The sequence below is a fragment of the Peribacillus sp. NPDC096448 genome, from assembly GCF_044762675.1.
GTDB classification, from domain to species: domain Bacteria; phylum Bacillota; class Bacilli; order Bacillales; family DSM-1321; genus Peribacillus; species Peribacillus frigoritolerans_B.
On the sequence record NZ_JBIWEU010000003.1, the window covers coordinates 317,285 to 342,691 of the forward strand.

Annotated in this window: 22 protein-coding genes, 1 pseudogene and 1 riboswitch; of the genes and pseudogenes, 7 read left to right on the forward strand and 16 right to left on the reverse strand. The window is 37.8% G+C overall.

The features are described 5' to 3' along the window. Positions 1-26 precede the first annotated feature (26 nt). On the reverse strand, positions 27-1,226 hold the full coding sequence (locus ACIQ0C_RS07710) for a phosphoglycerate dehydrogenase (RefSeq protein WP_403058738.1): 1,200 nt from the start codon (positions 1,224-1,226) through the stop codon (positions 27-29). Between the two features lie 137 nt (positions 1,227-1,363). After that, a riboswitch (ZMP/ZTP riboswitch) is annotated at positions 1,364-1,442 on the reverse strand. Between the two features lie 189 nt (positions 1,443-1,631). Further along, on the reverse strand, positions 1,632-2,057 hold the full coding sequence (locus tag ACIQ0C_RS07715) for an ATP-dependent metallopeptidase FtsH/Yme1/Tma family protein (RefSeq protein WP_403058740.1): 426 nt from the start codon (positions 2,055-2,057) through the stop codon (positions 1,632-1,634). 150 nt (positions 2,058-2,207) lie between these two features. On the opposite strand from ACIQ0C_RS07715, the gene ACIQ0C_RS07720 reads away from it, so the two are divergent. Further along, positions 2,208-2,723, forward strand: coding sequence for a GNAT family N-acetyltransferase (locus tag ACIQ0C_RS07720; RefSeq protein ID WP_403058742.1), 516 nt, complete (start codon positions 2,208-2,210; stop codon positions 2,721-2,723). A 77-nt stretch (positions 2,724-2,800) separates the two neighbouring features. On the opposite strand, the gene ACIQ0C_RS07725 is transcribed toward ACIQ0C_RS07720, so the two are convergent. The 4 genes from ACIQ0C_RS07725 to ACIQ0C_RS07740 all read right to left on the reverse strand — a co-directional run bounded on the left by ACIQ0C_RS07725 (position 2,801) and on the right by ACIQ0C_RS07740 (position 5,021). After that, complete coding sequence (locus ACIQ0C_RS07725; RefSeq protein ID WP_402838267.1) at positions 2,801-3,217, reverse strand: VOC family protein; 417 nt, start codon at positions 3,215-3,217, stop codon at positions 2,801-2,803. 106 nt (positions 3,218-3,323) lie between these two features. Beyond that, a complete protein-coding gene (locus tag ACIQ0C_RS07730) occupies positions 3,324-3,815 on the reverse strand; it encodes a PTS sugar transporter subunit IIA (protein WP_403058744.1) in 492 nt (163 codons plus the stop codon). A 90-nt stretch (positions 3,816-3,905) separates the two neighbouring features. Next, a complete protein-coding gene (locus tag ACIQ0C_RS07735; RefSeq protein ID WP_403059017.1) occupies positions 3,906-4,265 on the reverse strand; it encodes an iron chaperone in 360 nt (119 codons plus the stop codon). Positions 4,266-4,376: 111 nt separating this feature from the next. Then, positions 4,377-5,021 carry an alpha/beta hydrolase gene (locus tag ACIQ0C_RS07740; protein ID WP_403058746.1) on the reverse strand — a complete coding sequence of 215 codons (645 nt, stop codon included), beginning with the start codon at positions 5,019-5,021 and terminating at the stop codon, positions 4,377-4,379. A 200-nt stretch (positions 5,022-5,221) separates the two neighbouring features. On the opposite strand from ACIQ0C_RS07740, the gene blaOXA reads away from it, so the two are divergent. The 6 genes from blaOXA (at position 5,222) to ACIQ0C_RS07770 (ending at position 14,249) form a co-directional block, all read left to right on the forward strand. Beyond that, a complete protein-coding gene (blaOXA, locus tag ACIQ0C_RS07745) occupies positions 5,222-6,013 on the forward strand; it encodes a class D beta-lactamase (protein ID WP_403058748.1) in 792 nt (263 codons plus the stop codon). A 551-nt stretch (positions 6,014-6,564) separates the two neighbouring features. Next, on the forward strand, positions 6,565-8,325 hold the full coding sequence (locus ACIQ0C_RS07750; RefSeq protein WP_403058750.1) for a cache domain-containing sensor histidine kinase: 1,761 nt from the start codon (positions 6,565-6,567) through the stop codon (positions 8,323-8,325). Positions 8,326-8,374: 49 nt separating this feature from the next. Continuing rightward, positions 8,375-9,547 (forward strand): response regulator transcription factor, encoded by a 1,173-nt coding sequence (locus tag ACIQ0C_RS07755; RefSeq protein WP_403058752.1) that lies wholly within the window; start codon positions 8,375-8,377, stop codon positions 9,545-9,547. 38 nt (positions 9,548-9,585) lie between these two features. Next, complete coding sequence (locus tag ACIQ0C_RS07760) at positions 9,586-10,866, forward strand: ABC transporter substrate-binding protein (RefSeq protein ID WP_403058754.1); 1,281 nt, start codon at positions 9,586-9,588, stop codon at positions 10,864-10,866. A 233-nt stretch (positions 10,867-11,099) separates the two neighbouring features. Further along, positions 11,100-12,566 carry a glycoside hydrolase family 68 protein gene (locus ACIQ0C_RS07765; protein ID WP_403058756.1) on the forward strand — a complete coding sequence of 489 codons (1,467 nt, stop codon included), beginning with the start codon at positions 11,100-11,102 and terminating at the stop codon, positions 12,564-12,566. 138 nt (positions 12,567-12,704) lie between these two features. Next, on the forward strand, positions 12,705-14,249 hold the full coding sequence (locus ACIQ0C_RS07770) for a glycoside hydrolase family 32 protein (RefSeq protein WP_403059019.1): 1,545 nt from the start codon (positions 12,705-12,707) through the stop codon (positions 14,247-14,249). Between the two features lie 422 nt (positions 14,250-14,671). On the opposite strand, the gene ACIQ0C_RS07775 is transcribed toward ACIQ0C_RS07770, so the two are convergent. The 10 genes and pseudogenes from ACIQ0C_RS07775 to ACIQ0C_RS07820 form a co-directional block, all read right to left on the reverse strand. Beyond that, positions 14,672-16,429, reverse strand: coding sequence for a SulP family inorganic anion transporter (locus tag ACIQ0C_RS07775; protein WP_403058758.1), 1,758 nt, complete (start codon positions 16,427-16,429; stop codon positions 14,672-14,674). Further along, positions 16,426-17,040, reverse strand: coding sequence for a beta-class carbonic anhydrase (locus tag ACIQ0C_RS07780; protein WP_403058760.1), 615 nt, complete (start codon positions 17,038-17,040; stop codon positions 16,426-16,428). The genes ACIQ0C_RS07775 and ACIQ0C_RS07780 overlap by 4 nt, the downstream gene beginning before the upstream one ends. Positions 17,041-17,341: 301 nt before the next feature. Then, the gene (locus tag ACIQ0C_RS07785) at positions 17,342-18,076 is read right to left on the reverse strand and encodes a PepSY domain-containing protein (RefSeq protein WP_403058762.1); all 735 of its coding nucleotides are present in this window, start codon (positions 18,074-18,076) and stop codon (positions 17,342-17,344) included. A gap of 28 nt (positions 18,077-18,104) precedes the next feature. Continuing rightward, complete coding sequence (locus ACIQ0C_RS07790) at positions 18,105-19,448, reverse strand: sensor histidine kinase (protein ID WP_403058764.1); 1,344 nt, start codon at positions 19,446-19,448, stop codon at positions 18,105-18,107. Further along, positions 19,445-20,146, reverse strand: a complete 702-nt coding sequence (locus ACIQ0C_RS07795; protein ID WP_403058766.1) for a response regulator transcription factor — start codon at positions 20,144-20,146, stop codon at positions 19,445-19,447. The genes ACIQ0C_RS07790 and ACIQ0C_RS07795 overlap by 4 nt, the downstream gene beginning before the upstream one ends. Before the next feature lie 295 nt (positions 20,147-20,441). Next, positions 20,442-20,909 carry an NUDIX domain-containing protein gene (locus tag ACIQ0C_RS07800; protein ID WP_403058768.1) on the reverse strand — a complete coding sequence of 156 codons (468 nt, stop codon included), beginning with the start codon at positions 20,907-20,909 and terminating at the stop codon, positions 20,442-20,444. A 446-nt stretch (positions 20,910-21,355) separates the two neighbouring features. Further along, positions 21,356-22,192: an alpha/beta fold hydrolase gene (locus ACIQ0C_RS07805; RefSeq protein ID WP_403058770.1), complete on the reverse strand. Its 837-nt coding sequence runs from the start codon at positions 22,190-22,192 to the stop codon at positions 21,356-21,358. Positions 22,193-22,489: 297 nt separating this feature from the next. After that, positions 22,490-23,100 (reverse strand): annotated as a pseudogene (locus ACIQ0C_RS07810) (alpha/beta hydrolase). Further along, a complete protein-coding gene (locus tag ACIQ0C_RS07815; RefSeq protein WP_403058772.1) occupies positions 23,097-24,044 on the reverse strand; it encodes a ring-cleaving dioxygenase in 948 nt (315 codons plus the stop codon). The pseudogene ACIQ0C_RS07810 and the gene ACIQ0C_RS07815 overlap by 4 nt, the downstream one beginning before the upstream one ends. 102 nt (positions 24,045-24,146) lie before the next feature. After that, positions 24,147-25,088, reverse strand: a complete 942-nt coding sequence (locus ACIQ0C_RS07820) for a ring-cleaving dioxygenase (RefSeq protein ID WP_403058774.1) — start codon at positions 25,086-25,088, stop codon at positions 24,147-24,149. Positions 25,089-25,407: the final 319 nt, after the last annotated feature.

Consider the following 25,407-nt stretch of genomic DNA (forward strand, 5'->3'; position numbering starts at 1 on the left):
AGGCTCTCACTATTTATTGGTTCCAATTAGATAATACGAGTTGTAACGATGCCTTCGATTTGTTTGATTTGTTCTTCCAAGGCAGGAATGATATCGCCGTTTACTTCACCATCAATGTCGATGATCGTATATGCATATCCCCCACGGCTTCTGTTAACCATGTCAGCGATGTTCAGATTAAAGCCTGATACAGCCAGCGTGATTTGCCCAACCATGTTCGGAACGTTTTCGTGGAAAGTTGCCACACGACGGTTTCCTGTATAAGGAAGGGAAGTATTCGGGAAATTCACAGAGTTCTTGATATTCCCTGTTTCTAAAAAGTTCTTCAACTGACGAGCTGCCATGATGGCACAGTTTTCCTCTGATTCTAGCGTAGATGCACCAAGATGCGGAATTGGAACGACATTTTTCATTTTCAACACGTTTTCATTCGGGAAGTCAGTAATGAACTTGCCTACTTTTCCGCTTTCAAGCGCAGCTTGCATATCATTTTCATTCACTAGCTCGCCGCGTGAGAAATTCAAGATATGTACGCCCGGCTTCATGATGCTGAATGTTTCTTGGTTAAACATTCCTTTTGTGTCGTCAGTTAATGGAACGTGTACCGTAATATAATCAGATTCTGCAAACAATTCTTCAATTGTCATGGCGCGCTGTACATTGCGGGACAAGTTCCAAGCTGTATCAACAGAGATGAACGGGTCAAAGCCAATGACATCCATGTCCAAATCAAGCGCATCATTCGCTACAAGTGCACCGATTGCTCCTAAACCGATTACGCCAAGTGTTTTTCCCTTGATTTCTTTACCGACGAATTGTTTCTTTCCTGCTTCGACAAGCTTCGGAATTTGTTCTCCTTCGCCTTCAAGCGTCTTTGTCCAAGCCACACCGGCAAAAAGGTTACGAGATGAAGCCATTAGTGACGTCAGCACCATTTCTTTTACAGCGTTTGCGTTAGCACCAGGTGTATTGAAAACGACAATTCCTTGCTCAGTGCATTTGTCGACCGGAATATTATTGACTCCGGCCCCTGCCCTTGCGATTGCTTTTAACTGATCGCCGAATTCCATAGTATGCATGTTAAAGCTGCGAAGAACGATCGCATCAGGGTTTTCACTGTCATTGTCGACTTTAAAATCGCCTTTATTGAATACATTCAGCCCGCTTTCGGCAATATTATTTAACGCTTTGATCGTTTTGACTTTTTCTAAAAGTACTGTGCTCATTTTGTTTGCTCCTCTTTTGAATATGATAGTTTTGAAATTTCAAAATACTTACAAGATTTTTAAGCCCATGAAAATCTGCATCCTTTAAACCTTCACTATCTGTTAATATACAGAAAGAGGCAAGGGATAATATCCCTTACCTCTGCCCAGGCGAACGGCTACGACACTATGTGTTCCCTCACGGTTATCCGTGTTTCGCCAGTTGCACATAGTCTTTTTCATTTATTTTATTCTATCAAACTATTCAGCAATCTTCAATATCATTTTAAAGGTTTATCTCTTTTTTTGCAGAAGCCACAACTCACTAGAAATATCGACGAAACTTACAGTTTTATCTGCGAAAATAGGAATATATCGACGAAAACTATAGATTTATCTCCGAAAATAGAAATATATCGTTGAAGACTATCTTTTTATTATAACTCTAAATAATAATATGACTAAAAACAAAATGAAAATGATCATGAACGGAATGGTCGTTGTAAGAAGAGTGACCCATCCGCTTGTCTCTTTATCTTCTGGCGTAACCTCAATTTTTTCTATATCCTCTGCAGCATTATTGATTCTATCTAGCGAAATTTCACTATTTGGAACAGACGAAATAAAGTATTGATCCTTTTCATACCCTGTTAGCCGACCGCTTATTTCAATAACACTTTTTTGCGGCTCCAACTTTATAGATGTCACTTTTCCACCCTCTAAAGTTGTAAAAAATTCATCTTCAGTTAGTTTCTCAGTCGGTTCATTGTCATCATTACAAACTAGCACAATCCCCAAGATAACTAGGAAGATAATTAAATAAAATATTTTACTACGGAAAATCTGCTTCATCTCATACCTTCTCCCACATTAAACAAACTACAGGCAATAGTATCATGTAAAGTTAATTATTAACAATCAGGCTATTGTTTTTAATAGCCAGTCACTTGTAAAATGGATAATATTAGTAAAAAACAAGAAATATAGCAAGGAGGAACCACTATGCTAATAAGAGAGGCAACGCTTGCAGATGCTGAAGGGATAGCAATCGTCCATGTGGATAGCTGGCGAACCACTTATAAAGATATAATGCCGAGTGATTTTTTAGATAAAATTTCTTATGAGAAAAGGAAAGACATATGGATAAAGAATATAACTAGTGATGAAAACCATGTTTATGTCGCAGAAAATAACGAGGGAAAAATAGTGGGATTTATAAGTGGGGGGAAAAGGGAAAAAAATAAGGTTGAGGATTCGGGTGATTTAACTGCGATATATATCCTCGAAAATTCACAAAGAATGGGGATAGGTAAGAAACTCATCAAAGAATTATTCTTTAAATTCGAAGAACTGGGATACAAGACAATTTTCGTTGAGGTGCTTGAAGATAATAAATCCCGATACTTCTATGAGGCATTTGGTGCTGAATTGCTTAAAACCGAAAAAATCAAAATGGCTGATGCTGAATTGAATCTATTGGTTTATGAGTGGAGAGATATTAGCCGAGTATTATTATGAATGAACTTCAGCTAAGATCGCTTACTAAAACTAAAAAAGGCACAGTCCTTCGTGAAGGATTGTGCCTTGCATTTGATTTAATCTTGATTAAATCCGCTTTCGTCCATGTAAAATACTTCCCAAGAATGGCCGTCGATATCCAGAAAACTCCAACCGTACATGAAACCATGATCAATGGCTTCATTGAAAGGCTTTCCGCCAACATCCAGTGCCCTATTCACGATTTCATCGACTTCTTCCTTACTTTTAACGGACAGGGCGATGATGGCTTCCGTACTCGCTGCAGAATCAGGGATTTCCTTCTTGGTAAACGTTTTAAAGTACTCTTCCACCAATAACATGACATATATGGACTCGCTGATAACCATGCATGTCGCATTTTCATTGGTCATTTGCTCGTTAAACTCAAAGCCGACCTTTGTGAAAAATTCTACTGAGGCATCCAAATCTTTAACAGGCAAGTTTACAAAGATCTTTTCTGCTTGAATTCCCATCCAATCACCCTCACTTGATTTATTTGTTCACTCACCTACTATTCGCTGCATTTTTCGATTTTCCTGCTTGCAGCCTAAAAGGAGAGATCATCATGGAAGCTTCCTTTCACTTCAAATAAACACTCATAATCTCTGTATCGTTAATAGTTGCTTGGGTACTATTTGTTTTTTCCAGTTTTTCAACCAGCTCGCCATTCGTGACAACGATCGGAGTTACGATGCTTGGAGCTTTGGATTTTAGAAAATCGATATCAAATGTCACAAGCTTGTCCCCTGCTTTTACCCTTTGCCCTTCTGCGACATGGACTTCAAATCCCTCACCTTCAAGGGTAACTGTTTCCAATCCAATATGAATCAACAATTCTATGCCATGCTTCGTGCGGAAGCCTAGTGCATGTTTAGTATGAAAAACCTGGATCACTTCTCCATCGGTTGGAGATACGACCAACCCCTCTTCAGGAAGAATCGCTATTCCGTCCCCCATCATTTTACCGGAGAACACCGGATCCGGAACATCTTCAATATTTATTACTTGTCCATTTATAGGAGCAAGCAGTTGTTCCACACTTTCTTTTTTACTGAATAATTTTTTGAACATAATATTTCCACCTTTCTCTTTCGGTCTTGAATCCTTGCAGCTCATCCCCTCATATGTTAAACATTTTGTAAATTCTGATAATAACCGATGTTATTTTTTCTTTTGGGATTTGCCTTCTGCTGTTTTCTTTTTGTTCGCTTCCACTCTAAATATAACCATCTCGGTTATTAATTCATAAGGAATTGGCTTGTTTATTGGAAACTGAACGGCCCCTTTTGAACATTTATATTCAGATAAAGCAGATTCAAAAGCAGAGATTGCGTTAGGAGTTGGATAGAATCCTATATGCTTTTTATAGGCAGCGAAACGTACTAGATTTCCATATAAACCAAAGGTAGGCATTTGATAGCTTATCTTCTCTTCTTCATCCTTTATGACTTTTCTTAACGTTTTTACAATCTCCTGAACTTCTTCGGGAAATTGTATTATGTATTCATCAGAGAATGAAATGTATTGGTTCCCTCCATCATTTCTCCTTTATACATCCAAACTACAATACTCTTATTATAACATTATCCACCTACTAACCCGTGGATGGAATCCCTTTTGTATTTCGCTAACCTATATTTTTAAAAACTCTTCCATTCTATTCATTACACCTTCCAGCATGGTAATCGACCTTGAGGCATTCAAAGGTTCAATATCCAAGAAATGATTTGCATTCGGAATTTTATTCATGCTTATGTTCGTTTTATTTTCAATTGCTTGAATTTTATCTGGAATATAATGATGGTCTTTATCTCCGATAACTATGTGTGCTGAATGATTGCTGCTCAATAGCCCATCAAAAATCGATTCGAACTTCAATAGCGGCGTAAGCAAAATCATTTTGGCATTCATAAACCGCTCACTTTTCATAATTCCGTTGATGATGGGTATGGTGCCAAGTGATTTGCCTAGAAACACTGTTCCTTGATATTCATGAGTTTGAAGTACTTCCGTAATGACGGGATTGATATCATTTACAATCACTTTTGTGATATCTACCAATGGATGCTTGAATATATCCTGGTCGTAAGCGTAATGAATATGCACGACATCATACTGATTTTGAAGCATGATCATCGTCGAATAATAGAATAACGGCTTATCATACGTATACCCCGCACCTGAAAACATAAAACAAACGGCCGGACTTCCGTTTTCAATATGTGTGTATGTAATTTCTTTTTCATTATTATTTATTTTTCTTTGGTTAACCTCCATGATAGATTCCTCCCATTCTTTCGTTTGCTTTATATATTCATTAGCTACCCGCTGCATTCCTCCTTGATTGATACTATCTAGATAGAATCCAAGAATAAGGTTTTGTTTTTTATCAGGAATAGGTATACTTTAGCTATCAACCTATTTTATGGAAATTTCTTTGATGATTGATCAATCCATGCCTTAAAGGAGAGTGTGTAATGAAAATCAAAACGTTATGTTTCATTCTTGTCCTGCTAGTCACTGGGTCCTTGAGCACGATTCATGCAAGTGCAACCGATCAAAAAGTGAAAGAACTGGATATCGGGGAGTCTTTCGATGGTGCGGAAGGCACATTGGTACTCCAAAACTTAAAAAATGATAAAGTATATATCTATAATAAACAGAGAAGTAACGTACGCTACACTCCAGAATCGACATTTAAAGTGGCGAATGCATTAATTGGCTTACAGACAATAGCGGTGAGCGATGAATATGAAGTGAAGCGCTGGGATGGGGTAATCAGGGAATTTGAAGATTGGAACAGAGATCATACACTTGCTTCAGCCATGAGGCATTCCGTGATCTGGTATTATCAAGCAATGGCCCGCGATATCGGGGCGGGAAACATGCAGCAATATGTGAACCTGCTTGATTACGGCAACCGTGATATCTCCGGCGGGATCGATCAGTTCTGGCTCGACAGCAGCATAAAGATATCTGCCCGGGAACAAGTCCAATTCATCGAAAACCTTGTAGAGGAAAAACTGCCTATCGATAAGCAGCATATGAGAACCGTAAAGAGAATCATGATCAATGAAGAAGCAGATTCATATGTCCTCCATGGAAAAACCGGTACACGCCTTTCTGATATGGGATTGGGCTGGTATGTAGGTTACATCGATACGGACAAAGAAAAATGGGCCTTCGCAACGAACATCGACGGCAGCGGAAGCAAAGCCAAAACGATTACGCTTGAAGCCCTGAAAGAGTTGGATATCATAGAAGAATAAAAGTTCACGCATGCTCTTAATTCTTGGGCATGCGTTTTGCTTTATCTTAAAGGTATCTGAAAAACCTTTTAGCCTGTAGAAGAAAAGTTGACCCTAACTAAAAAATGAAAGTGCAAAGTAATCGATTTTAACTGTAATTCACCTGATTTGTCGGCACACCCATTCAAAACTCTTCTAGACAAGCTCCTATATTCGTAATCATTTATACTCTTCCTTTCTTCTAGCTTTGAAAAATGATAAATTATGAGTTTTTCGTTTTTTAATATCAATAGTTATTTGATGCATGTCCTCAATGTGCATCACATGTATGTTTGACGATACGTGTTTATTTGATATAGTTTTAAAATAGTAATTCAAGACTGACTAAATCTCTGAATTAATTTATGTGGGTCGCCGTCATTGTAGTGATTCCATCTAGGGCAATCCCTTCATAAACTCTTAAGACTAAATAAAGCAAAATACTGCATCATAATAATGGAGCTAAGGATTATTTGTTTGTATCGTTATATAAACTCTGCAAAAATGGGCCTTTAGCGAAAGGGGCACCTTCTGTGAAAACCATTCAAAGTCGCTTATTGTTAATGTTACTTCTTTTTATCATCTTACCGTATTTTCTATCAGTGTTTCTGATTTACAGCTATACAAAAAATAGTGTGGAGAGACATGAGCTTGAAAATAGCCAAGAACAACTTCAGAAAAACGCTGAAGAACTGGAGCAATACTTTGATGACATGATTAATCTTCCATATATATTATATCGAAACCCCGATTTATTCCGGATTTTTAAAAATGGTTTTGAAGACTCGATATACTTTAACCCGGTTGCGATGGAAAAAAGTATAGAAACCTTTTATCTGATGCGAAACGAAATCCGTCAAGTTCGGTTTTATATTGATAAGGATAAAGAATCGTTTACAGTTTATAATGCGACGGTCAGTGCCCGGAAACCTCAACCCGATTTATTAAATGAGGATCCGATAAAACAATTTTATAGCTCTAACTCTAATTACATGATTGAGCCGCCACATCAAATCCGAAATTACAATGACACAGCGATCATTCCCCAGTCGGACGAAACAATGGTGATGACTTTTCACCATAAAATAGTCGATGTGCCTTCAAACGAATATCTCGGAATAATTACAGTTGATATAGATTTAGATGCCTATGCCCGTATATGTAACAGCCTTATTCAAAAGGATGAAGAATCTGTAATACTTATGGATTCGCATAACATTGTCATGTATGCGGATAATCGGTCCCTTATAGGAAAATCCGTCACTCCTGATTTTAAAAAGCAGATTAAGGGTGAAGATATCATCTTAACCAAAACATTATCAGGAAAATTAAATCATTGGAAATTAGTTAAGATAACCCCTAATCATGTATTATTCGACGATGTCCGGAAGACTGCCTATACAAATATAATTGTTGGACTGATAGTTGGCTTGTTAGGGCTGCTAATGATTGGTATTATTTCATACAGAATTACTCGTCCCATTAAACTTCTTAGCAAGAAAGTCAGGACAATAAAAGGTGGAAATATGGATGTTCCCTTTGATGATGGAAGAAAAGACGAAATTGGTGAGCTTGAAAAACATATGAAGGATATGATGAACCGAATCAATCTACACATTGAAAGAGAATATAAACTCGAAATAGAAAATAGAAAAAACCAATTCAAAGCATTAAAATCTCAGGTTAATCCGCATTTCTTATTTAATTCGTTACAATCTATTGGTGCAGTTGCCCTAAGATCTAATTCTCCAAAAGTCTACCAATTATTGACATCGCTATCTAAAATGATGCGCTACTCCATCAAGGCGAATCAATGGGTGTTGGTTCGAGATGAAGTGAGTTATATAGAAGCATACCTAAATCTTCAAATGGAGCGTTTTGGAAACAATGTGAACTATTCTATTAAAATAAGCGAGACGATTCTTGATATGACGATTCCAAGTATGATTCTTCAGCCTCTCGTTGAAAACTTTTTTAAACACAGTTATGAAGAAGGTTTCTATCATGCTCATTTAACTATTTATGGAGAAATACAAGGAGAATTTTTACACCTCATCGTTGAAAATACCGGTCCTAGTTTGACTCAGGCGGAGCTTCAAACATTAAGAGAAAATATATATGCGTCCCCCCATGAAAACACATATTCACATAATCATATCGGTCTGAAAAATATTCATGACCGTTTAGTTCTAAATTATGGACCAAAAGCAGGCCTAGAAGTGGATACGTATCAAGGACAAGGATTTTCCGTTAAAATATTGATTCCACTAGAATTCCCGCTTGCTAATGAATAGATTGCTTCGTAGCTATTCAAAAACTCATTCATATAAGGAGATGAAATCTGTGAAAACTTTAATTGTCGATGATGAGTTCAATGTACGTGACGTAATACGCCATTTGGGGCAGTGGGAAAAATACGGTATCACCCATCTATTAGAAGCAAGTAATGGCGATGATGCAAAAAGAATGATAGAGAAGGAAACTCCGGAAATCATCTTTACAGACGTGAAAATGCCTGGAATGAGCGGTTTGGAACTAATCGAGTGGCTAGATTCCATTTCTTATCCTGGTAAAGTGATTTTAATTTCGGGTTTTGACGACTATTCATTTATGCGTAAAGCAATTCAGTTTAGCAGCTTCGATTATTTGTTGAAACCGATTGAAGCTGATGCATTTAACAAAACACTGGAAGAAGCCGTTAAATCATGGGCGAATGAAGAGGAAGTTCGAGCTAATAAAGATACCGGTGTATATGAAGATGTTAAAAGGTTTCGGGGCAATCAATTAGTTACTGCCGCTTGTATGGGGGAACACTTCGACAAAAACGATATTGAGTCATATGTTCCAAAAGCAGATGGATATAATCTTACACTAATTTCCTTTTATCAAATGCACCATCCTGCCCCCTACATTCAGTTACTTGCTGACGAACTTGTCGAGCGGAAAATCGGAAATGTATTTGCGCTTCAGAATGATCCTAATCTTTGTCTAGTGATCACCATACCTGACCATTGGTTATCCGTTGAAGAATGGATCAGTCAACAATTTGATATTCCTGTTCGCCTTGTTTGTGGCGAGCCCTTGGAATCATTAGGGGATATCCACAATTCCTTTAAGTCATTACAAAAAGCAATGAAAAATCAAAATTTCAGATCCATCCACCGTTTGGATGACTTGGATGTTGCACGTCGCATAGAGGACATAGTTTCATATGTTGAAAAATATTACATGGAAGAATTGAGTTTAGAAAAGCTATCGAATGTATTCTTCTTAAGTCGCGAACATATCTCAAGAAAGTTCAAACAAAAAACCGGAATGCTCCTGTCCAAATACATCACTAAACTAAGAACTGACCAAGCAAAACGTTGGTTAAGAGAAACCGAAAAAAGTATTTACTCCATCTCTTTAATGCTCGGCTATCAGGATGAGAAATACTTTTCAAAACTATTCAAAAAAGTGGTTGGCATGACACCATTCGAATACCGAAACGGTGAAAAGAATGCAGATCAGAAGTAAATAATTCACCTTAATTAGAAAATTACAGGGGTGACATGATGAAAAAAGAGATACTAAACATATTTTTAATCGGAATATTAAGCCTATCACTTTGTGCATGTCAAACAAAGACCGAGAGCGGAACAAAAAAACCCGAAATTTCGGAGCGAAAAATCACTTTGAGTGTAAGGAATCCGAAAGTAGAAATTTCTACGCAGTTCGAACAAATGGTGATTGCTTATGAAAAAGAAAATCCAAATGTAGATATAAAGGTTCACACGGTAGGCGGGGCTATGGATGACCTTGCTGATTTGAAAGCAAAAATGGCCACTGGCAATGGTCCTGATATTTTCACAAACAGCGGATACGAAAGTGCCAAACAGTGGAGTAAATATTTGGAGGATCTTTCTGACCAACCCTGGGTCGAACATGCATATGAAGATGCGTTAACCCCTATGAAATTCGATGGGAAAATTCATGGGATGCCGGTTAATCTGGAAGGGTACGGATTCATCTATAATAAGGATATATTTAATAAGGAAGGAATCGATGAATTACCCAAAACGCTGACTGAATTAATAGCAGTGGCTGAAAAATTGCAAAAAGCAGGGGTTACTCCTTTTGCAACTGGATATTATGAAGAGTGGAAATTGGGTGACCACTTAATGAATGTCGGTTTTACAGAGCAAGAAGATCCACCGGCTTTTATAAAAGGCCTAAATGATGGAACTGAAAAAATATATAATAATCAAAAATTCAATGATCTAATCAATTTGTTGGATGTAACATTAAAGTATGGAAACAATAACCCGCTATCAACAGATTACAACATGGAAGTGAATCTATTTACTTCAAAAAATGCAGCGATTATTCAACAAGGAAACTGGATACAGCCGATGATCGATCAACAATCACCGAATATGAACATCGGATTTATGCCAATACCAATAAATGATCAACCTAAGAAGGAAGCCTTGATGGTCGGCGTACCGAATTATTGGGTTGTAAACAAACAAACCACACCAGAAAAGAAGAAAGAAGCGAAGAGATTTTTAAATTGGATGGTTTCTTCTGAACAAGGCAAAATGTTTTTGACAAAACGCTTTAAATTCATTCCTGCTTTTACTAACATTGAAGCTGACAATTTAGGACCTCTTGCTGATGAAACAATTCAGTATTATAAAGAAGGAAAAACGTTAAACCCCAACTGGTTTAATTTCCCTGTCGGAATAAGAGAAGAGTTTGCAGCTGCCATGCAACTATATGTAGGAAACAAGCTTAATCGCGATCAATTACTGCATGAGTTTCAGAAGTCATGGGATAGGGCTTCAAGCGAATAAAATCGGACTTCTGTACACTTCTTGCCTCCTTTGTTGGGGCTTTTTTTTGTACGTCGAAAAATACGATATCAATATAAGACTAAATTCTAATCAATATATGACATATCCATAGAATTAAGACTAACCTATAATTTTATTAGTACTTCAAACAGGCGGGACTGTTACTCCCAAAAAGTAATCGTTCCACTAGTCTTTATTTTTATATACTAATAAACATTCTAGGAGGAAGGCACATGAACCTTAACAGGCTTGCCAAACAAGCAACAGTATTAACACTTAGTACAGTTATCTTATTAGGAGGAAGTCGCTCAGAGACTTTCGCGGCAGCAAAGGACCCATTAGATCACAATGAAAAGTATGGCACTTCACAAATCACTCGTTACGACATGCAAAAAATGATTAATCAGCAAGGCGATGAGAAGTTTACAGTTCCCAAGTTTGACGAATCAACAATAAAAAACATTCCCTCTGCAAAAAAGTATGACAAATCAGGTAATTTAATCGATATGGATGTATGGGATACTTGGCCATTACAAAACGCTGATGGTACAGTGGCAGAATATAAGGGCTATCATATCGTATTTGGATTAGCTGGAGACCCTAAAAATGGTAGTGACACGTTCATTTACTTGTTCTACAAAAAAGTTGGAGAAACATCCATTGATGCTTGGAAAAATGCTGGTAGAGTATTTGATGATAATGATAAGAATGTTCCAAATGATCCTTATTTAAAAAATCAAGCAGAAGAGTGGTCCGGTTCTGCAACCTTCACATCTGATGGAGAAGTTCGCTTATTCTATACAAACCGCGGACAGTTTTCACCAGATTCTAAGCAATACGGTAAACAAACATTAACAACAGCTCAAGTAAACTTATCTGAGTCAGGTGCTAATACATTGCAAGTGGATGGCGTAGAAGATTACAAATCCATCTATGAAGGTGGAGACAGCAAGTTTTATCAATCACATGATAAAGCTTTCGGTGATGGAAATTTTAGTGATAATCATACATTGAGAGATCCTCACTATATTGAAGATAAGGGTCGTAAATACCTTGTTTTTGAAGCGAATACTGGGACTGAATATGGTTACCAAGGAGAAGAATCACTTTACAACAGAGCTTACTATGGCAACAGCAATAAATTCTTCCAAGCTGAAAAGGATAAACTTCTGCAAAGCTCTAAAAAAGGGTTAGCTGAATTAGCAAATGGTGCAATTGGCATCATTGAAATAAACGATGATTATACATTAAAAAACGAAATGAAACCCTTGATTGTTTCGAATACAGTAACAGATGAAATTGAACGTCCTAACATATTTAAAAAAGACGGCAAATGGTATTTATTCACAAGTACAAGAGGATCAAAAATGACCATTGATGGAATTGATGATAAAGATATTTACATGTTAGGCTACGTGGCAAATTCTTTAACTGGCCCATACAAACCATTAAATAAAACAGGAATTGTCTTACACCAAGATCTTAATCCTTATGATATTACTTGGACATACGCTCACTATGCTATCCCACAACCGGAAAGCGATAATGTAGTTATCACAAGTTACATGACAAATAGAGGTTATTTTAAAGACCATAAATCCACCTTTGCCCCAAGTTTTTCACTTAACATTGAAGGGCCAAATACAGCTGTGATAGAAGATAGTATTCAGGAACAGGGTCAACTAACGAATAACCAATAACCCCGAAGTTTTATAAAATTAACAAAAAAAAGAAAATGTCTGTAAAATTGACATTTTCTTTTTTTAATTTAAATAAGTTTTACATTATCTTAGGAACAAAATAGGAAAAATAAAAGCGTGGTGATTTACTTGGTCAAAATGGTTTTTAATAAGAAAGGTTTTAAGTCGTTGGCTGTATTCATACTTGGATTGTTTATTGCCGGATTATTAGTCTATTTAGTCAAATCAACTTTACCAGTTAAGCATGAAGAGGAATCGTATCGAGCTAACTACCATTTCACTGTACCTGACAAATGGAAAAACGATCCTCAGAGGCCGATTTTTATTGATGGAGAGTATCATTACTTTTACCTCTATAATGGGGATTATCCGGATGGAAATGGAACAGAATGGCGTCATTCAACCTCAAAGGACTTGGTGCATTGGAGTGATCAAGGAATAGCCATTCCGAAATATACCAATGATAATGGAGATCCTTGGTCGGGATCAGTCGTTGTGGACAAGGAAAATACGGCAGGCTTTGGAAAAGATGCTCTTGTGGCAATGGTTACGCAGCCCTCCAAGGATGGCGGTAAACAGGAACAATTTCTATGGTATAGTACGGACAACGGTAAAACATTTACCTCCTACAGTGATGATCCTATCATTTCAAATCCAGGAACGAAAGATTTTAGAGATCCAAAAATCATCTGGGATGACAATGATCATAAATGGATAATGGTCATGGCTGAAGGAAAAAAAATAGGTTTTTATAAATCTCACAATCTAAAAGATTGGCAGTATATGAGCAGTTTTGTCACGAAAAACATAGGTATTGTCGAGTGCCCGGACCTTTATTTGTTACGGGCGGATGATGGGACTTTAAAATGGGTTCTTGGTGTCAGTGCTAATGGGCAATCGAATGGTAAACCAAACACATACGCCTATTGGACTGGAAGCTTTGATGGAATGGAATTCTTCCCAGATTATAATGAACCGCAATGGTTAGATTATGGCTTCGATTGGTATGGTGGAGTTACATTTGAAGATGGGACAGAAAGCGATAAATATAACAAACGGTATGCTCTAGCTTGGATGAATAATTGGGCCTATGCCGATAATACTCCGACCCTAAAAGAAGGCTTTAATGGAATGGATTCCATCGTTCGCCAAATCGGGCTAAAACATGCAGGCAACAACCTATATTATTTATCTTCACAACCTATCGAAGCATTGAAAGAATTGACGAGTGCAACGGATTCTTATGAAAAAATTGAAGTGAATGGTTCCAAAACACTAGATGTAAAAGGTGATGTATATCAATTGGAGACCGATATCAATTGGTCAGACATAAACAATGTAGGCTTAAGGCTTCGGGAATCAGCAGATCAAACACGCCACATTGACGTAGGAATTTTTGTAGAAGAAAACTACTCTTATGTCAATCGAACTTTTACCGAACACCCTGACGAAAGTAATCAATATATTAAAAGTATTGCTCCATATGATTCTAGCAAGAAACATGTTCACTTAAAGATCCTCATTGATAAAACAAGTATTGAGGTATTTGTGGATGATGGAAAGATTGCACATTCAAATTTAATATTCCCTGAATTTGATGATAAAGGAATATCCCTCTTCTCAGAGGGAGGCAAAGCGGTCTTTAATAATATTAAGATCAAACACATCGGTTCTATTAATTGAATATCATTTATGAAAACTCTTCAAATAGGAGTAATAACGAAAAGCCGGATTCAACAAGTATTGAAATCCGGCTTTTCGCTATGGCTGAGAGGCTTCTTACAAGGAGAAAGCTGTTGAATCAATTACTATCCCACCGGTTTGTTGGTCAATAGTATGGGTTTATGATGTTTAACGATAGTTAAATTCAGTAAATTAACCCGTGAAATACAAAGGTACTTGTAGAAGCTACTGACCACAATATGTAAATGGAAGCTGTCCCTCCCTCTCCATTGTGTCTTTATGAATCTATTTGTATTTGAGTTAATTCAACTTGTAACCTTCCTGACTACTACATATTCATTTATAGCATGGCGAATTAAGAAGGTAGTTGATTAAGAATTAGGGCATCTGTCAAAAGCGGATGCCTTTCTCTTCTTTAGGAGTCATGTTAACCCTATCTCCCGTTTTCGTTTCTGTTTTAATAACGCAGGCTTTTGAACTTGCTGTGAGAGTGCGGTACATTCAGCAAATGAAAACTGTTTACACCCTTTACAACGATTCTCATCCAGTTTGGATAAAGCTTTATTGATGGCATCACCCGTATTGGTAAAGAACTGTTCCTCACCAACCAGTTTAATAAATCCGGTTTTTCTCAGCATTTCTTTAGGTTCCTGTTGAATTCCGGAAATCAACACTTGTAAGTTATGAACCTTGAATTGCTTCACGATGTCGGTTAGCAGTGCTTCTCCCGATGTATCGATAAATGACACATTGCTCATTCTTAATAAGAGGACTTTTGGTTTTGATCGCATTATTTCCTCGATTTCTTCTTGCAGCCTTTCGATTGTGCCAAAGAATAAAGGTCCTTCTATCGTATAAATGTTAATCTGCGGGCAGCTTGAACCTTGTTGCACCATTTCTGGTTTAACTAGTTTATCAGCTGGATCTGGTAATACCTTTGATAATTTCAATGTACCGCTCATCAGTTTAACGAACGATAGAATGGCTAATAGTAATCCGATCCCGACGCCTGTTGTCAGGTCAATCAATACGGTTAACACGAAGGTAACGATCAATACGGCCGAGTCCATGGTTTTGGCTTTTAAGATATGCGAAAATTCTTTTCGTTCGCTCATGTTCCATGCAACGAACATAAGAATGGGTGCCATGCTGGCCAAAGGAATCGCCGAAGCATAAGGAGCCAAACTGACTAACACCAGCAATACCACCAACCCATGAATCACGCCTGATATCGGGGAGACTGCACCGTTTTTAATATTCGTTGCGGTACGGGCGATGGCACCTGTAGCCGGAATGCCTCCAAATAAAGGCGTAATCATATTGGTCAATCCTTGTCCCATCAGCTCTTTATTGCTGTTATGTTTACTGTTGGTCATGCCGTCTGCCACTACAGCGGATAAGAGTGATTCAATTCCTCCAAGCATGGCAATGACCAAAGCAGCCGGAAGGAGTTCAATCACCAGACCGCCAGTGATATGGGGAAACTGAAAATGGGGCAATGCATTAGGAATGGCGCCATAAGCCGATCCTATTGTCGCTACCTGACCTGGAAAGAATAAGCTGGCGACTAGAGTTGATACAATCAATCCCAGCAATGCTCCAGGGATTTTCGGTAAATATTTTGGAGTTAATATGACGAGAGTTAAACTTATGATAGCTACCAGTACACTATAGATATTCACTGTATTGAAGTTCAATAAGATTTCTTTCATATTTAATAGAAAGGTTTCTTCTTTTTTTAAGTTACTGAGTCCAAAGAAATTGGCAATCTGCCCAGAGAAGATAATCACAGCAATTCCAGCTGTAAAGCCGATGGTAACTGGACGCGGAATAAACTTGATGAATCTTCCCAGTTTGAAGACGCCTAAAAGAAAAATCATGATACCTGCCAGGAAACCGGCGATTAACAGTTTTTCATACCCGTACTGCATGACCACCCCTAACAAGACCGGGACAAAGGCTCCAGTCGGGCCTGCAATTTGATATTTCGAACCGCCAAAAAGGGAGACCATGATTCCTGCAATGATCGATGTGTACAGTCCGTATTCCGGTCTTACTCCAGATGCAATGGCAAAAGCCATTGCTAAAGGTATTGCCACTATCCCAACTACCACCCCGGCAACCAGGTCTTTCTGAAAATGGCCTAAGTTATATCCTTCAAGCCTGTTAGAACTCATCATTTTATCGCTCCTTCTTTTATTGAAGTATGCATTTCGTCCTTGCTGACAATGTTGCTATATCCATCTATGATTCGATCCAGTTTACCCGTTTCGGGATGGATGACCATACCGTGAACGGCAATGGAATCCGGTAATAATGGGTGGTTTTTGATCAAACTGACACTATTCCTTACACTCTCCTCAACGCATTGAAAACCTGTCAGCCACTTTGATAAATCAATACCAGAGTTTGTAAGAATATCAATTTGCTCCTGACTGACTTTCTTCTGCTTTGCGGCATCAAGCAGTGAAGAGGATTGAAGCCCCACCATACCGCAACCGTGATGTCCGATCACACACACTTCCTCCACTTTTAGCTCATAAATGGCGACAAGGATACTGCGCATAATGCTGCCAAAGGGATGGGAAACAATAGCTCCAGCGTTTTTAATGATTTTCGCATCTCCATTTCTTAACCCCATCGCCTTTGGAAGCAATTCCAACAGACGGGTATCCATGCACGTTATGATGACGAGCTTTTTATCTGGATACTTTGTCGTTTGAAACCTTTCATATTTGTTTTGATCGACAAACGTCTTGTTGTAATCCAGAATGCTAGAAATAACTGACATTACTTATTCCCCTTTCTCTTGCAAATCTTTATTAAGGTGTTGAAATATGTATGTACAATAATCCAGATGCCTTTCATCCACCCAACTTATTTGGCCCTGTTTTATCATTGGTGCTTTATTCCATGTTAGAGATATTAAATTAGAGTTAAATGATAGAAGGATTAGAAATTGGTGAGAATTATTACAGTTCCTTCTCTTTTCTTTTGCATTTTTCTTACCCACTGAAGCCAAAAAGGGTGATGCATATTAGACAGCTAGTATGCATCACCCTTTTTTGGATATATTTAATTGAGCCACTATTTTATTCAGGCCCATCATTATCGTTCTCTTCATCATCTTCCCATGTGATTGTTTTTACTTCTTTTGTGTAACCGTCCACTTGAACGACTGCGTCTCGATCGTTCTCTAATTCAACTTCGACCAAATAATAAGGTGTCTGATCTGAAGGTTGATAAAATTCTGTATCGTCACCTGTTCCTTTTACATGTTTTTCGGCAATCGCAATTGCTTCTTTTTCTGTAATGATACTATCTGCCACCATTGTCGAGTCAATTATAGCTCCTGTATATGGGTCGAGTATTAAGGTGATTTTTTCGTTATTCTTATTTACCACTGCTTTATAAAAGGAGTTGTCTTTCTCCTGCACAAAATCGATTTGTTCCAGGTCACCTTGTGAGGAAATACGTTCCTTTATTTCATTTTGGGTCAGTTGCTTTTGGGCTATTTTTTCCGCCGTTTCTTCAGCAGCATGACCTATGGTTTCTTTTTTTATAGAACGAACTTCCCCGCTTTTCGCATCCATCCTAATTTGATATACCCCGGTTTCAAGCTGCATTTCAATCTGATATTCTTCGCCTTCACTTTTCGTTGTCTTTATAATGGTTCCAGGAAATTTATCCTTTGCTGTCTGGTTCACTTCTTCTTTCGTCAAACTTTCCGCGGATAATGATGGAGCCCACCATTGAAATCCGACGAATGATAGCAGACCAAAAACGAGAGTCGATCCGGCAGTTATCAGCACTTTTCTAATCTTCATCGTATCCCCCATCCAACGTCATTCTGGCTTAATTAAATAAAAGAGTAACGATTGTTCCCCTGCCTTCGAGACTATCCATTTCAATCCGTACATCTATTGCATCAGCAATTTCCTTTGCCATGGAAAGCCCCAATCCTGATCCGCCTTGCTTTCTGTTTCTTGCTTCATCTACACGATAAAAGCGATCGAACACTTTTGGCAATTCAGCCTTTGGAATTCCATCCCCTCTGTCTTCGATGCGGATATATGCTTCATTACTTGTTTGTCCTATGTAGACGGAGATTAGCTCATCACTATACTTTCTTGCATTGTCTAAAAAAATAAACAAAAGCTGTTTTAACTTTTGAACGTCCGTCACTGCTTCAATTGCATCTCCACTATAAATCTCGACTGTCCGATTGTACGCATTTTTATATACTTTCGCTAACTCTGCCATGATATCGGTCAGATTGACGTTTTCCTTCTCTATATTCCATTTTTCCTGATGCTTTGCAAGCAGGAGCATTTGCTCTGTCATCTCTCTCATTCTAATGGCTTCAGAATGAATGGCCTCTATTGATTCATCAAACAAATCAGGTCGCTCCATCCCTTTTCTTTTCAAAAGGCTTGCATAGCTTTCGATGACAGTTAGCGGTGTTTTTAATTCATGTGAAGCATTCGATACGAATTGCTCCTGTTTTTCGAAGTTGGCTTGCAGCAAATCGATCATGTGATTAAAGGTTTTTCCCATTTCCACAAGTTCATCTTTTGATTTTTCTTCTAGGCTAAGTCGCTTAAATTGGCCGCTTGTTTGAATCTCCTTCATCGTATCAATCATCGATCGAATCGGACGGGCGATGAAGTTACTAAGAATAGTGCTTGATACCAGAACAGGTATCATGGCAATGATGGTTACAGCGATTAATACGATGCGCAGAACAGCGAGCATTTCTTCGGTTGCTGAAATGCTTTTGGTGATTTGGAGATTAACTACACTTCCATCCCCCCAAACGATCGGGTTTGAAACGAATACATATTTTTTCTGATGATAAGTGATGATCTCGCTCTTCTCACCGGGGTAAAAGCTGCTATTTCGATCGCTTAATTGTTTTTCAGAATTGGATGTAACAGCTGTTCCTTTTCGTTGACCTTCATTTACAATACCAATCATGCCATCTATAGGCCGATAGGCTCGAAGTAAACCATTTGGAGATATATTATTAACATTTTTACTAACATCAAAGGCAATTTTCCCTGTCTCCGCTTTCGCACGATTAAGTTCATTCACCATCATCAGGTTACTGAAAACAAAATAAATGGAAACATTCATCAATAGGAGCAGGAAAATGAATAACACCGCTGTATATAAATTTATTTTCTTGCGAAGTCTCATTTTGCATCCTTCATGACGTAGCCAACGCCCCTTACAGTATGAATAAGCGGCGTTTCAAATCCATGTTCGAGCTTTTTGCGAACATATCGGATATATACATCCACCACGTTTGTTTCTCCATGGAAATCATACCCCCAAACCGCTTCCAGAATTTGATCACGGCTTAGCACTTGACGCTTATTCTTCAGCAAATAAAGAAGTAGATCATACTCCTTTGGCGTCAGTTCAATTTGACTTTCACCCCTGATGACTTCGCGTGTTTTGACATTCACTTTTAAATCAGCAGTATTTAGCCATCCATCGATTTTAGTTTCCATCGAAGGTGCAGCAGGCCGCATTCTTAAAACCGCGCGAATTCGGGCAAGCAATTCCTCAATTTGGAAAGGTTTAGTTATATAGTCATTCGCGCCGAGATCAAGACCGGAAACTTTATCTTCAACCGAGCCTTTTGCCGTTAACAGGATGACAGGAGTGAAACTATTTTTCGTTCGAATTTTCCGAAGCAGCTCGATCCCGCTTATGCCCGGAAGCATCACATCCAATAAGATCAAATCCCACTTTTTTGATCGATACGCTTCAAGGGCTTCCTTGCCGTCCATTGCCTTTCCGACTTGGTAGCCTTCGATTTCAAGCTCCAATTCAAGCAGTCTTAAGATCTTTTCTTCGTCTTCCACGATCAGTACTGATTCTTTATTCATTTTGGAAGACCTCCTTTTGTGTGGGACTGTCCCCATTTATGTATTCTGTCAAACAAAGATACTACAGATGGAATACGATGAAAATAGTGTATTATGACGAGTTTAATAGGTGAATGATTTGCTTACGGCGATGAGTCTCGCTAAAGGTAATCCTGCAAAGCGATCTTTCTAAACTACGGAATCAATTTAAATAGCCATATTCTTTTACGAAAGAATATGGCTTTATTTATTCAATATGTAGGTTGATTAAGCAATGATCTTATTAAAGCATCGCGCCGGTTTGTTGAAGAAGATTTCAATTAATATCCCCTAAATAAACTGGAGACTTTAGATTATTAACATGCTGTATGATATATTTCCTTAGTTCTTTAGGATATATCCTATACTGAAGTAAATCATTAATATGTATCCATTCTACCCCTACTTGGTGACTATCTGGATTGGTAGGCGATTTATAATTCTTCTCAATTACCAGGTTGCAAACAAAATAGTATTCAACTTGGTGAACATTAAAATTGAATGAAGAATGCTCGTGGTTTTTTCCTATATACTCACGAATATGAAGCAGCTCTCCAATTTCCATTTCTTTTCCAACCTCTTCAATACACTCTCTTAATAATGCGTTATGAATGGTTTCGCCGTGTTCTTGACCACCGCCAGGGAAAAGGTAAAAATACCCCTCATCATCTTGATCTTGATTTTTTGTTAATAAAATCTTATCTCCACTAATTATAATAGCTTTTGCTGAGTTCCTAAATCTCATGAGCATCCCCCTCCAAAACATCTCCTTCATTTCACCTAAATCCTATTCAATTATCTAGCCCATTCGTTGACCAAAGATCAAACAGCACTGTTGAACTACCCTGGCATTACATCCATTAGAAAAGGAGCTGCCGAAGCAACTCCCTTATTGAAGTAGTATTATTATCGGTACTGAAAAAGGATCTTCAAACGGGACTGTTGATAAACTAAAGAATCTCAAAACCGGACACAAAATATAGTAAACAAAAAAGAAGATAAACACTACATTCAGTAGATGTTCATCTTTTTTTGTTTAAAGGGGTATTTGTCAACAGCCCTAAACGAAGATCCTTTTGTGCTGTTTTTTCAACTAAATGCATACGGATAAAGAGTTCTTCCACACCGGATTCATACGATATTATTAACAAAGGAAGCTCTTTCTCATTTAATTAAAACTGTCATTACTTATTAGTCTTTTAAAAATGTTAGTAACGCTTCATTAAATTCTTTTGGATGAGTTGCGTGTAATCCATGCGGACCACCCTTTATTAGAGCGAGCTTACTACCAGGAATGGAATCATATGTACGTTTTCCACTTAACTCAAATGGTACAGTTGCATCAGAGTCACCGTGAATAATAAGAGTAGGAATATTGAACTTTTCCAAGTCCTTTCTAAAATCTGTCTTACTAAAGGCCGTTATACAATCGAGCGTTCCCTTAGGTGAGGCACTAGCTGCAATATCCCAATTATATAAACGGAATGGCTCACTAACTAAATCTGTTTGATTACCAGCCGCGAAAAATCCCTTCGTAAATTTGTCAAGAAATGCAAGGCGGTCAGTTATCACACCACTTTTGAATTCTTCAATTGTTGCATCATCTAATGCTCCTTCAGGATGATCCTCTGATTTGTATAAATAAGGAGGAACTGCTCCAGCAAAAACAGCCTTTTCAATACGATCTGTTCCATACGTACTAATGTATCGAGCAACCTCACCCCCACCCATAGAAAAACCAACAAGTGTGACATTTTGAAGATCTAAATGTTCTAACAGTTTATGTAAGTCAGAAGTAAATGTATCATATTCATATCCTTCCCACGGCTGAGATGATTTTCCAAAGCCTCGACGATCATATGTTATGACTCTGTAACCTGCTTCAATAAGAGCTGGCACCTGATATTCCCAAGATCGCCCACTTAAAGGCCAACCATGTATTAAGACAACTGGTTTCCCTGAACCATGGTCCTCATAATAAAGTTCAATTGGAGCATGATTTTCATTACCTACAGTAAATTTTGCCATATAAATTTCCTCCCATATTTTCATTATTAAACCTATATTCTTGCTTTTCTGATCAAAAAAACTTTTTACTCCAAAACATTTAAAATATTTTTTGCCAAAATGTTTATAGGGTTATTATATTCCCCACTATTAAAATTGTGAAATAATGTAAGTATATTAAATCAATTAATATATTAGATTTCAAAGCAACTCCAAATAGTTGGAATCAGGAATCACACCCCTGCCTAAAACATCAAGGCTTATTTGTCAATTCATTCTGCAAATTTTAAGTTATTACAAAAAATTCAATTTGTATCCCTAAAGTTTAAAAACCCTACGATACCAGTGAGCCGCAGCTTCAACTTCATCAACAGTCAATTGATGCCCCCTATTTTCCCAATGAATTTCAACTTTTACATTAGCCTTTTCAAATAAGGATTGAAGTTCAGTAGATTCCATCGGCGAACATATGGGTCATTTTTACCAGCAGCAATAAATACTGACTTTCCTGACAAATCAGGAAGAACAATTCCTTTTCTCGGTACCATCGGGTGATGGAGAATTGCTCCCTTTAATGCATTTTGATAGTGGAATAATAAACTAGCAGCTATATTAGCTCCATTTGAGTAACCAATAGCAATCATGTTTTCTCGATCAAAATTATACTTTGCAGCAGAATCATCAAGAAACTCATTTAATTCTTTTGTACGGAAAATCAGATCTTCCTCATCGAATACACCTTCAGCTAATCTCCGAAAGAATCGAGGCATTCCATTTTCCAATACATTTCCGCGGACACTCAGCACTGAAGCCTCGTTATCAATTCTTCACGCTATAGGTAATAAATCTAATTCATTTCCGCCAGTACCATGTAGTAATAATAACGTTGGTTTCGATGAATCTTTACCCTTATTATATATATGTTTCATGTCTGATCTCCCTCCAGAACGCGAACTTCCACAGTAGGTAAGGCTTCTTCTAATTCTTCACGTTTTGGCTCCAGCCAAGATGGTAACATCAGTTTATTACCAAGCTCAGCGACAGCTTCATCAACAGAAAAGCCTGGCGGATCGGTCGCTATTTCAAAAAGGATACCGCCTTGTTCATGGAAATACACAGCTTTGAAGTAGTTTCGATCATGAATCTCAGTCGGATAATACTCCTTATCTTGAAGAAGTGTTCTCCATCTCAAAAGATCTTGGTCATCCTTTGCCCTCCATGCGATATGGTGAACAGTTCCAGCCCCTTTTAACCCGCGTACCGAAGGAGTTAGCTTAATATCAATTGTATTTCCAAACTGACCATCCGATTTAAACCTAAGGAAGCTCTCTTCTTGCCCAAGACATTCGAGCCCTAATACGTTTTCAAGCACATTCGCAGTTTTATTAGGCTGAGTTGAAATTAAAATAGCTCCACCAAACCCTTTAATTGCAACCTCTGAATCGACTTCTCCAAAACTCCAATTATTTTTTGGTCCTTCATTTCGTTCCACTAATTCAATTTCGAGACCATCCGGATCTTGAAATTGTAAATATTTTTCTCCAAAACGTACTGATTGAATAAACCTAATTCTAAATTTTTTCAAACGATTTTCCCAAAATTTAATTGATTGATTCGGGATGATAAAACTGGTTACTCCAACCTGTCCTGTTCCAATTCGACCTTTTAACTGCTTTGGCCACGGAAAAAAAGTTATAACAGACCCAGGTTGACCAGTTTCATTTCCAAAATAAAGATGATAGACTTCTGGACGATCAAAGTTTATCGTCTTTTTTACAAGTCTTAACCCCAGTATGCCAGCATAAAAATCAATACTTCTTTGGGCATCGTTCACCATTGCTGTTATATGATGGATCCCTGTTGTTTTTTGCAACCTCACCATTCCCATTCTTTTCATTACTTTGATCAAGAAATTAATTAGGTCTCTCTAGAAAAAATCTCACCTAATTTTGCATAATTTGTCCAGCTAACCAACTCACAACTTTAATTCCCTTACCTCAAATGGTAATAAACTTTGTTTAATCTGCCCTCTAAACTGTTCGTACTGCTCTGGCAACATTAATTTTTCTCCCATCGTTGCTTCGGATTCATCGTGGACAAATCCTGGAGGATCTGTTGCAATCTCAAAGAGAATTTCCCCGTGTTCTCTAAAGTAAATCGCATTAAAATAGTTTCGATCTCGTACAGCAGTTACCCCATATCCGTTTTCCTCAACATATTTTTGCCATTCCAATTGGTCTTGATCATCCTTTGCCCGCCATGCAATGTGGTGTACGGTTCCAGCGCCCATTGTCCCGCGTCCTATTGGCGTTAATTTTAAGTCAATGACATTGCCAATTTCTGCTGAAGAACAGTAACGTGCAAAGTCGCCTTCCTTGCCGATTAATTCTAGTCCCAATATGTTTTCTAACAATGCAGCCGTTTTGTCAGGATGGGTCGATAATAAAGTAGCACCGCCAAAGCCTTTAATAGCTACCTCAGGTGTTACCCCGCCAAAGGTCCATGTATTTACTTCCCCTTCTTCCCTTTCAACAATTTCCAAGTGTAGCCCATGAGGGTCATCAAATTCCAAGTATTCCTCACTAAAGCGCTCCTTTATAGTAAAAGGAATATTGAAGGATTCCAGTCTTTTTTTCCAGAACTTCATAGATCCTTTTGGAACAACATAAGATGTAACACCTACTTGACCATCACCAATTTTCCCTTGACTAGCTCCTGCCCATGGAAAAAAAGTCATGATTGTTCCTGGTTTTCCACCCTCATTACCAAAATAAAGATGGTAGGTACCTGGGTCATCAAAATTGACAGTTTTTTTCACTAAACGTAAACCTAATACACCTGCATAGAAATCAACATTCTCTTGAGGATGACCAACAATTGCAGTAATGTGGTGAATACCCATCGTTGTTTTACTCATTTATTTTCACTCCTATTTTTATTTCTGGTTAGACATCTAACCTTAAAAAAAGCATCGCCAATTTGGCGATAATTGTATATACGACTTTCAGGGTGTTTTTTCCTTTATCTGAAGTTTTTTCCTTTGTCTGAAGTTTTTTATTTCTATAAATATTGGATCTCTTAAAACAGAATCATGAAAATTATTCACAATATCTATTATTAAGTTAGTTATTAGCCATTCGTAAAACATTAAGATAATAAAGGGAGTATCGCCCAACATTTTGGATATCAAAGTGAGTATTAATGATATATGATTTCCAATGATTCATATGAAATAG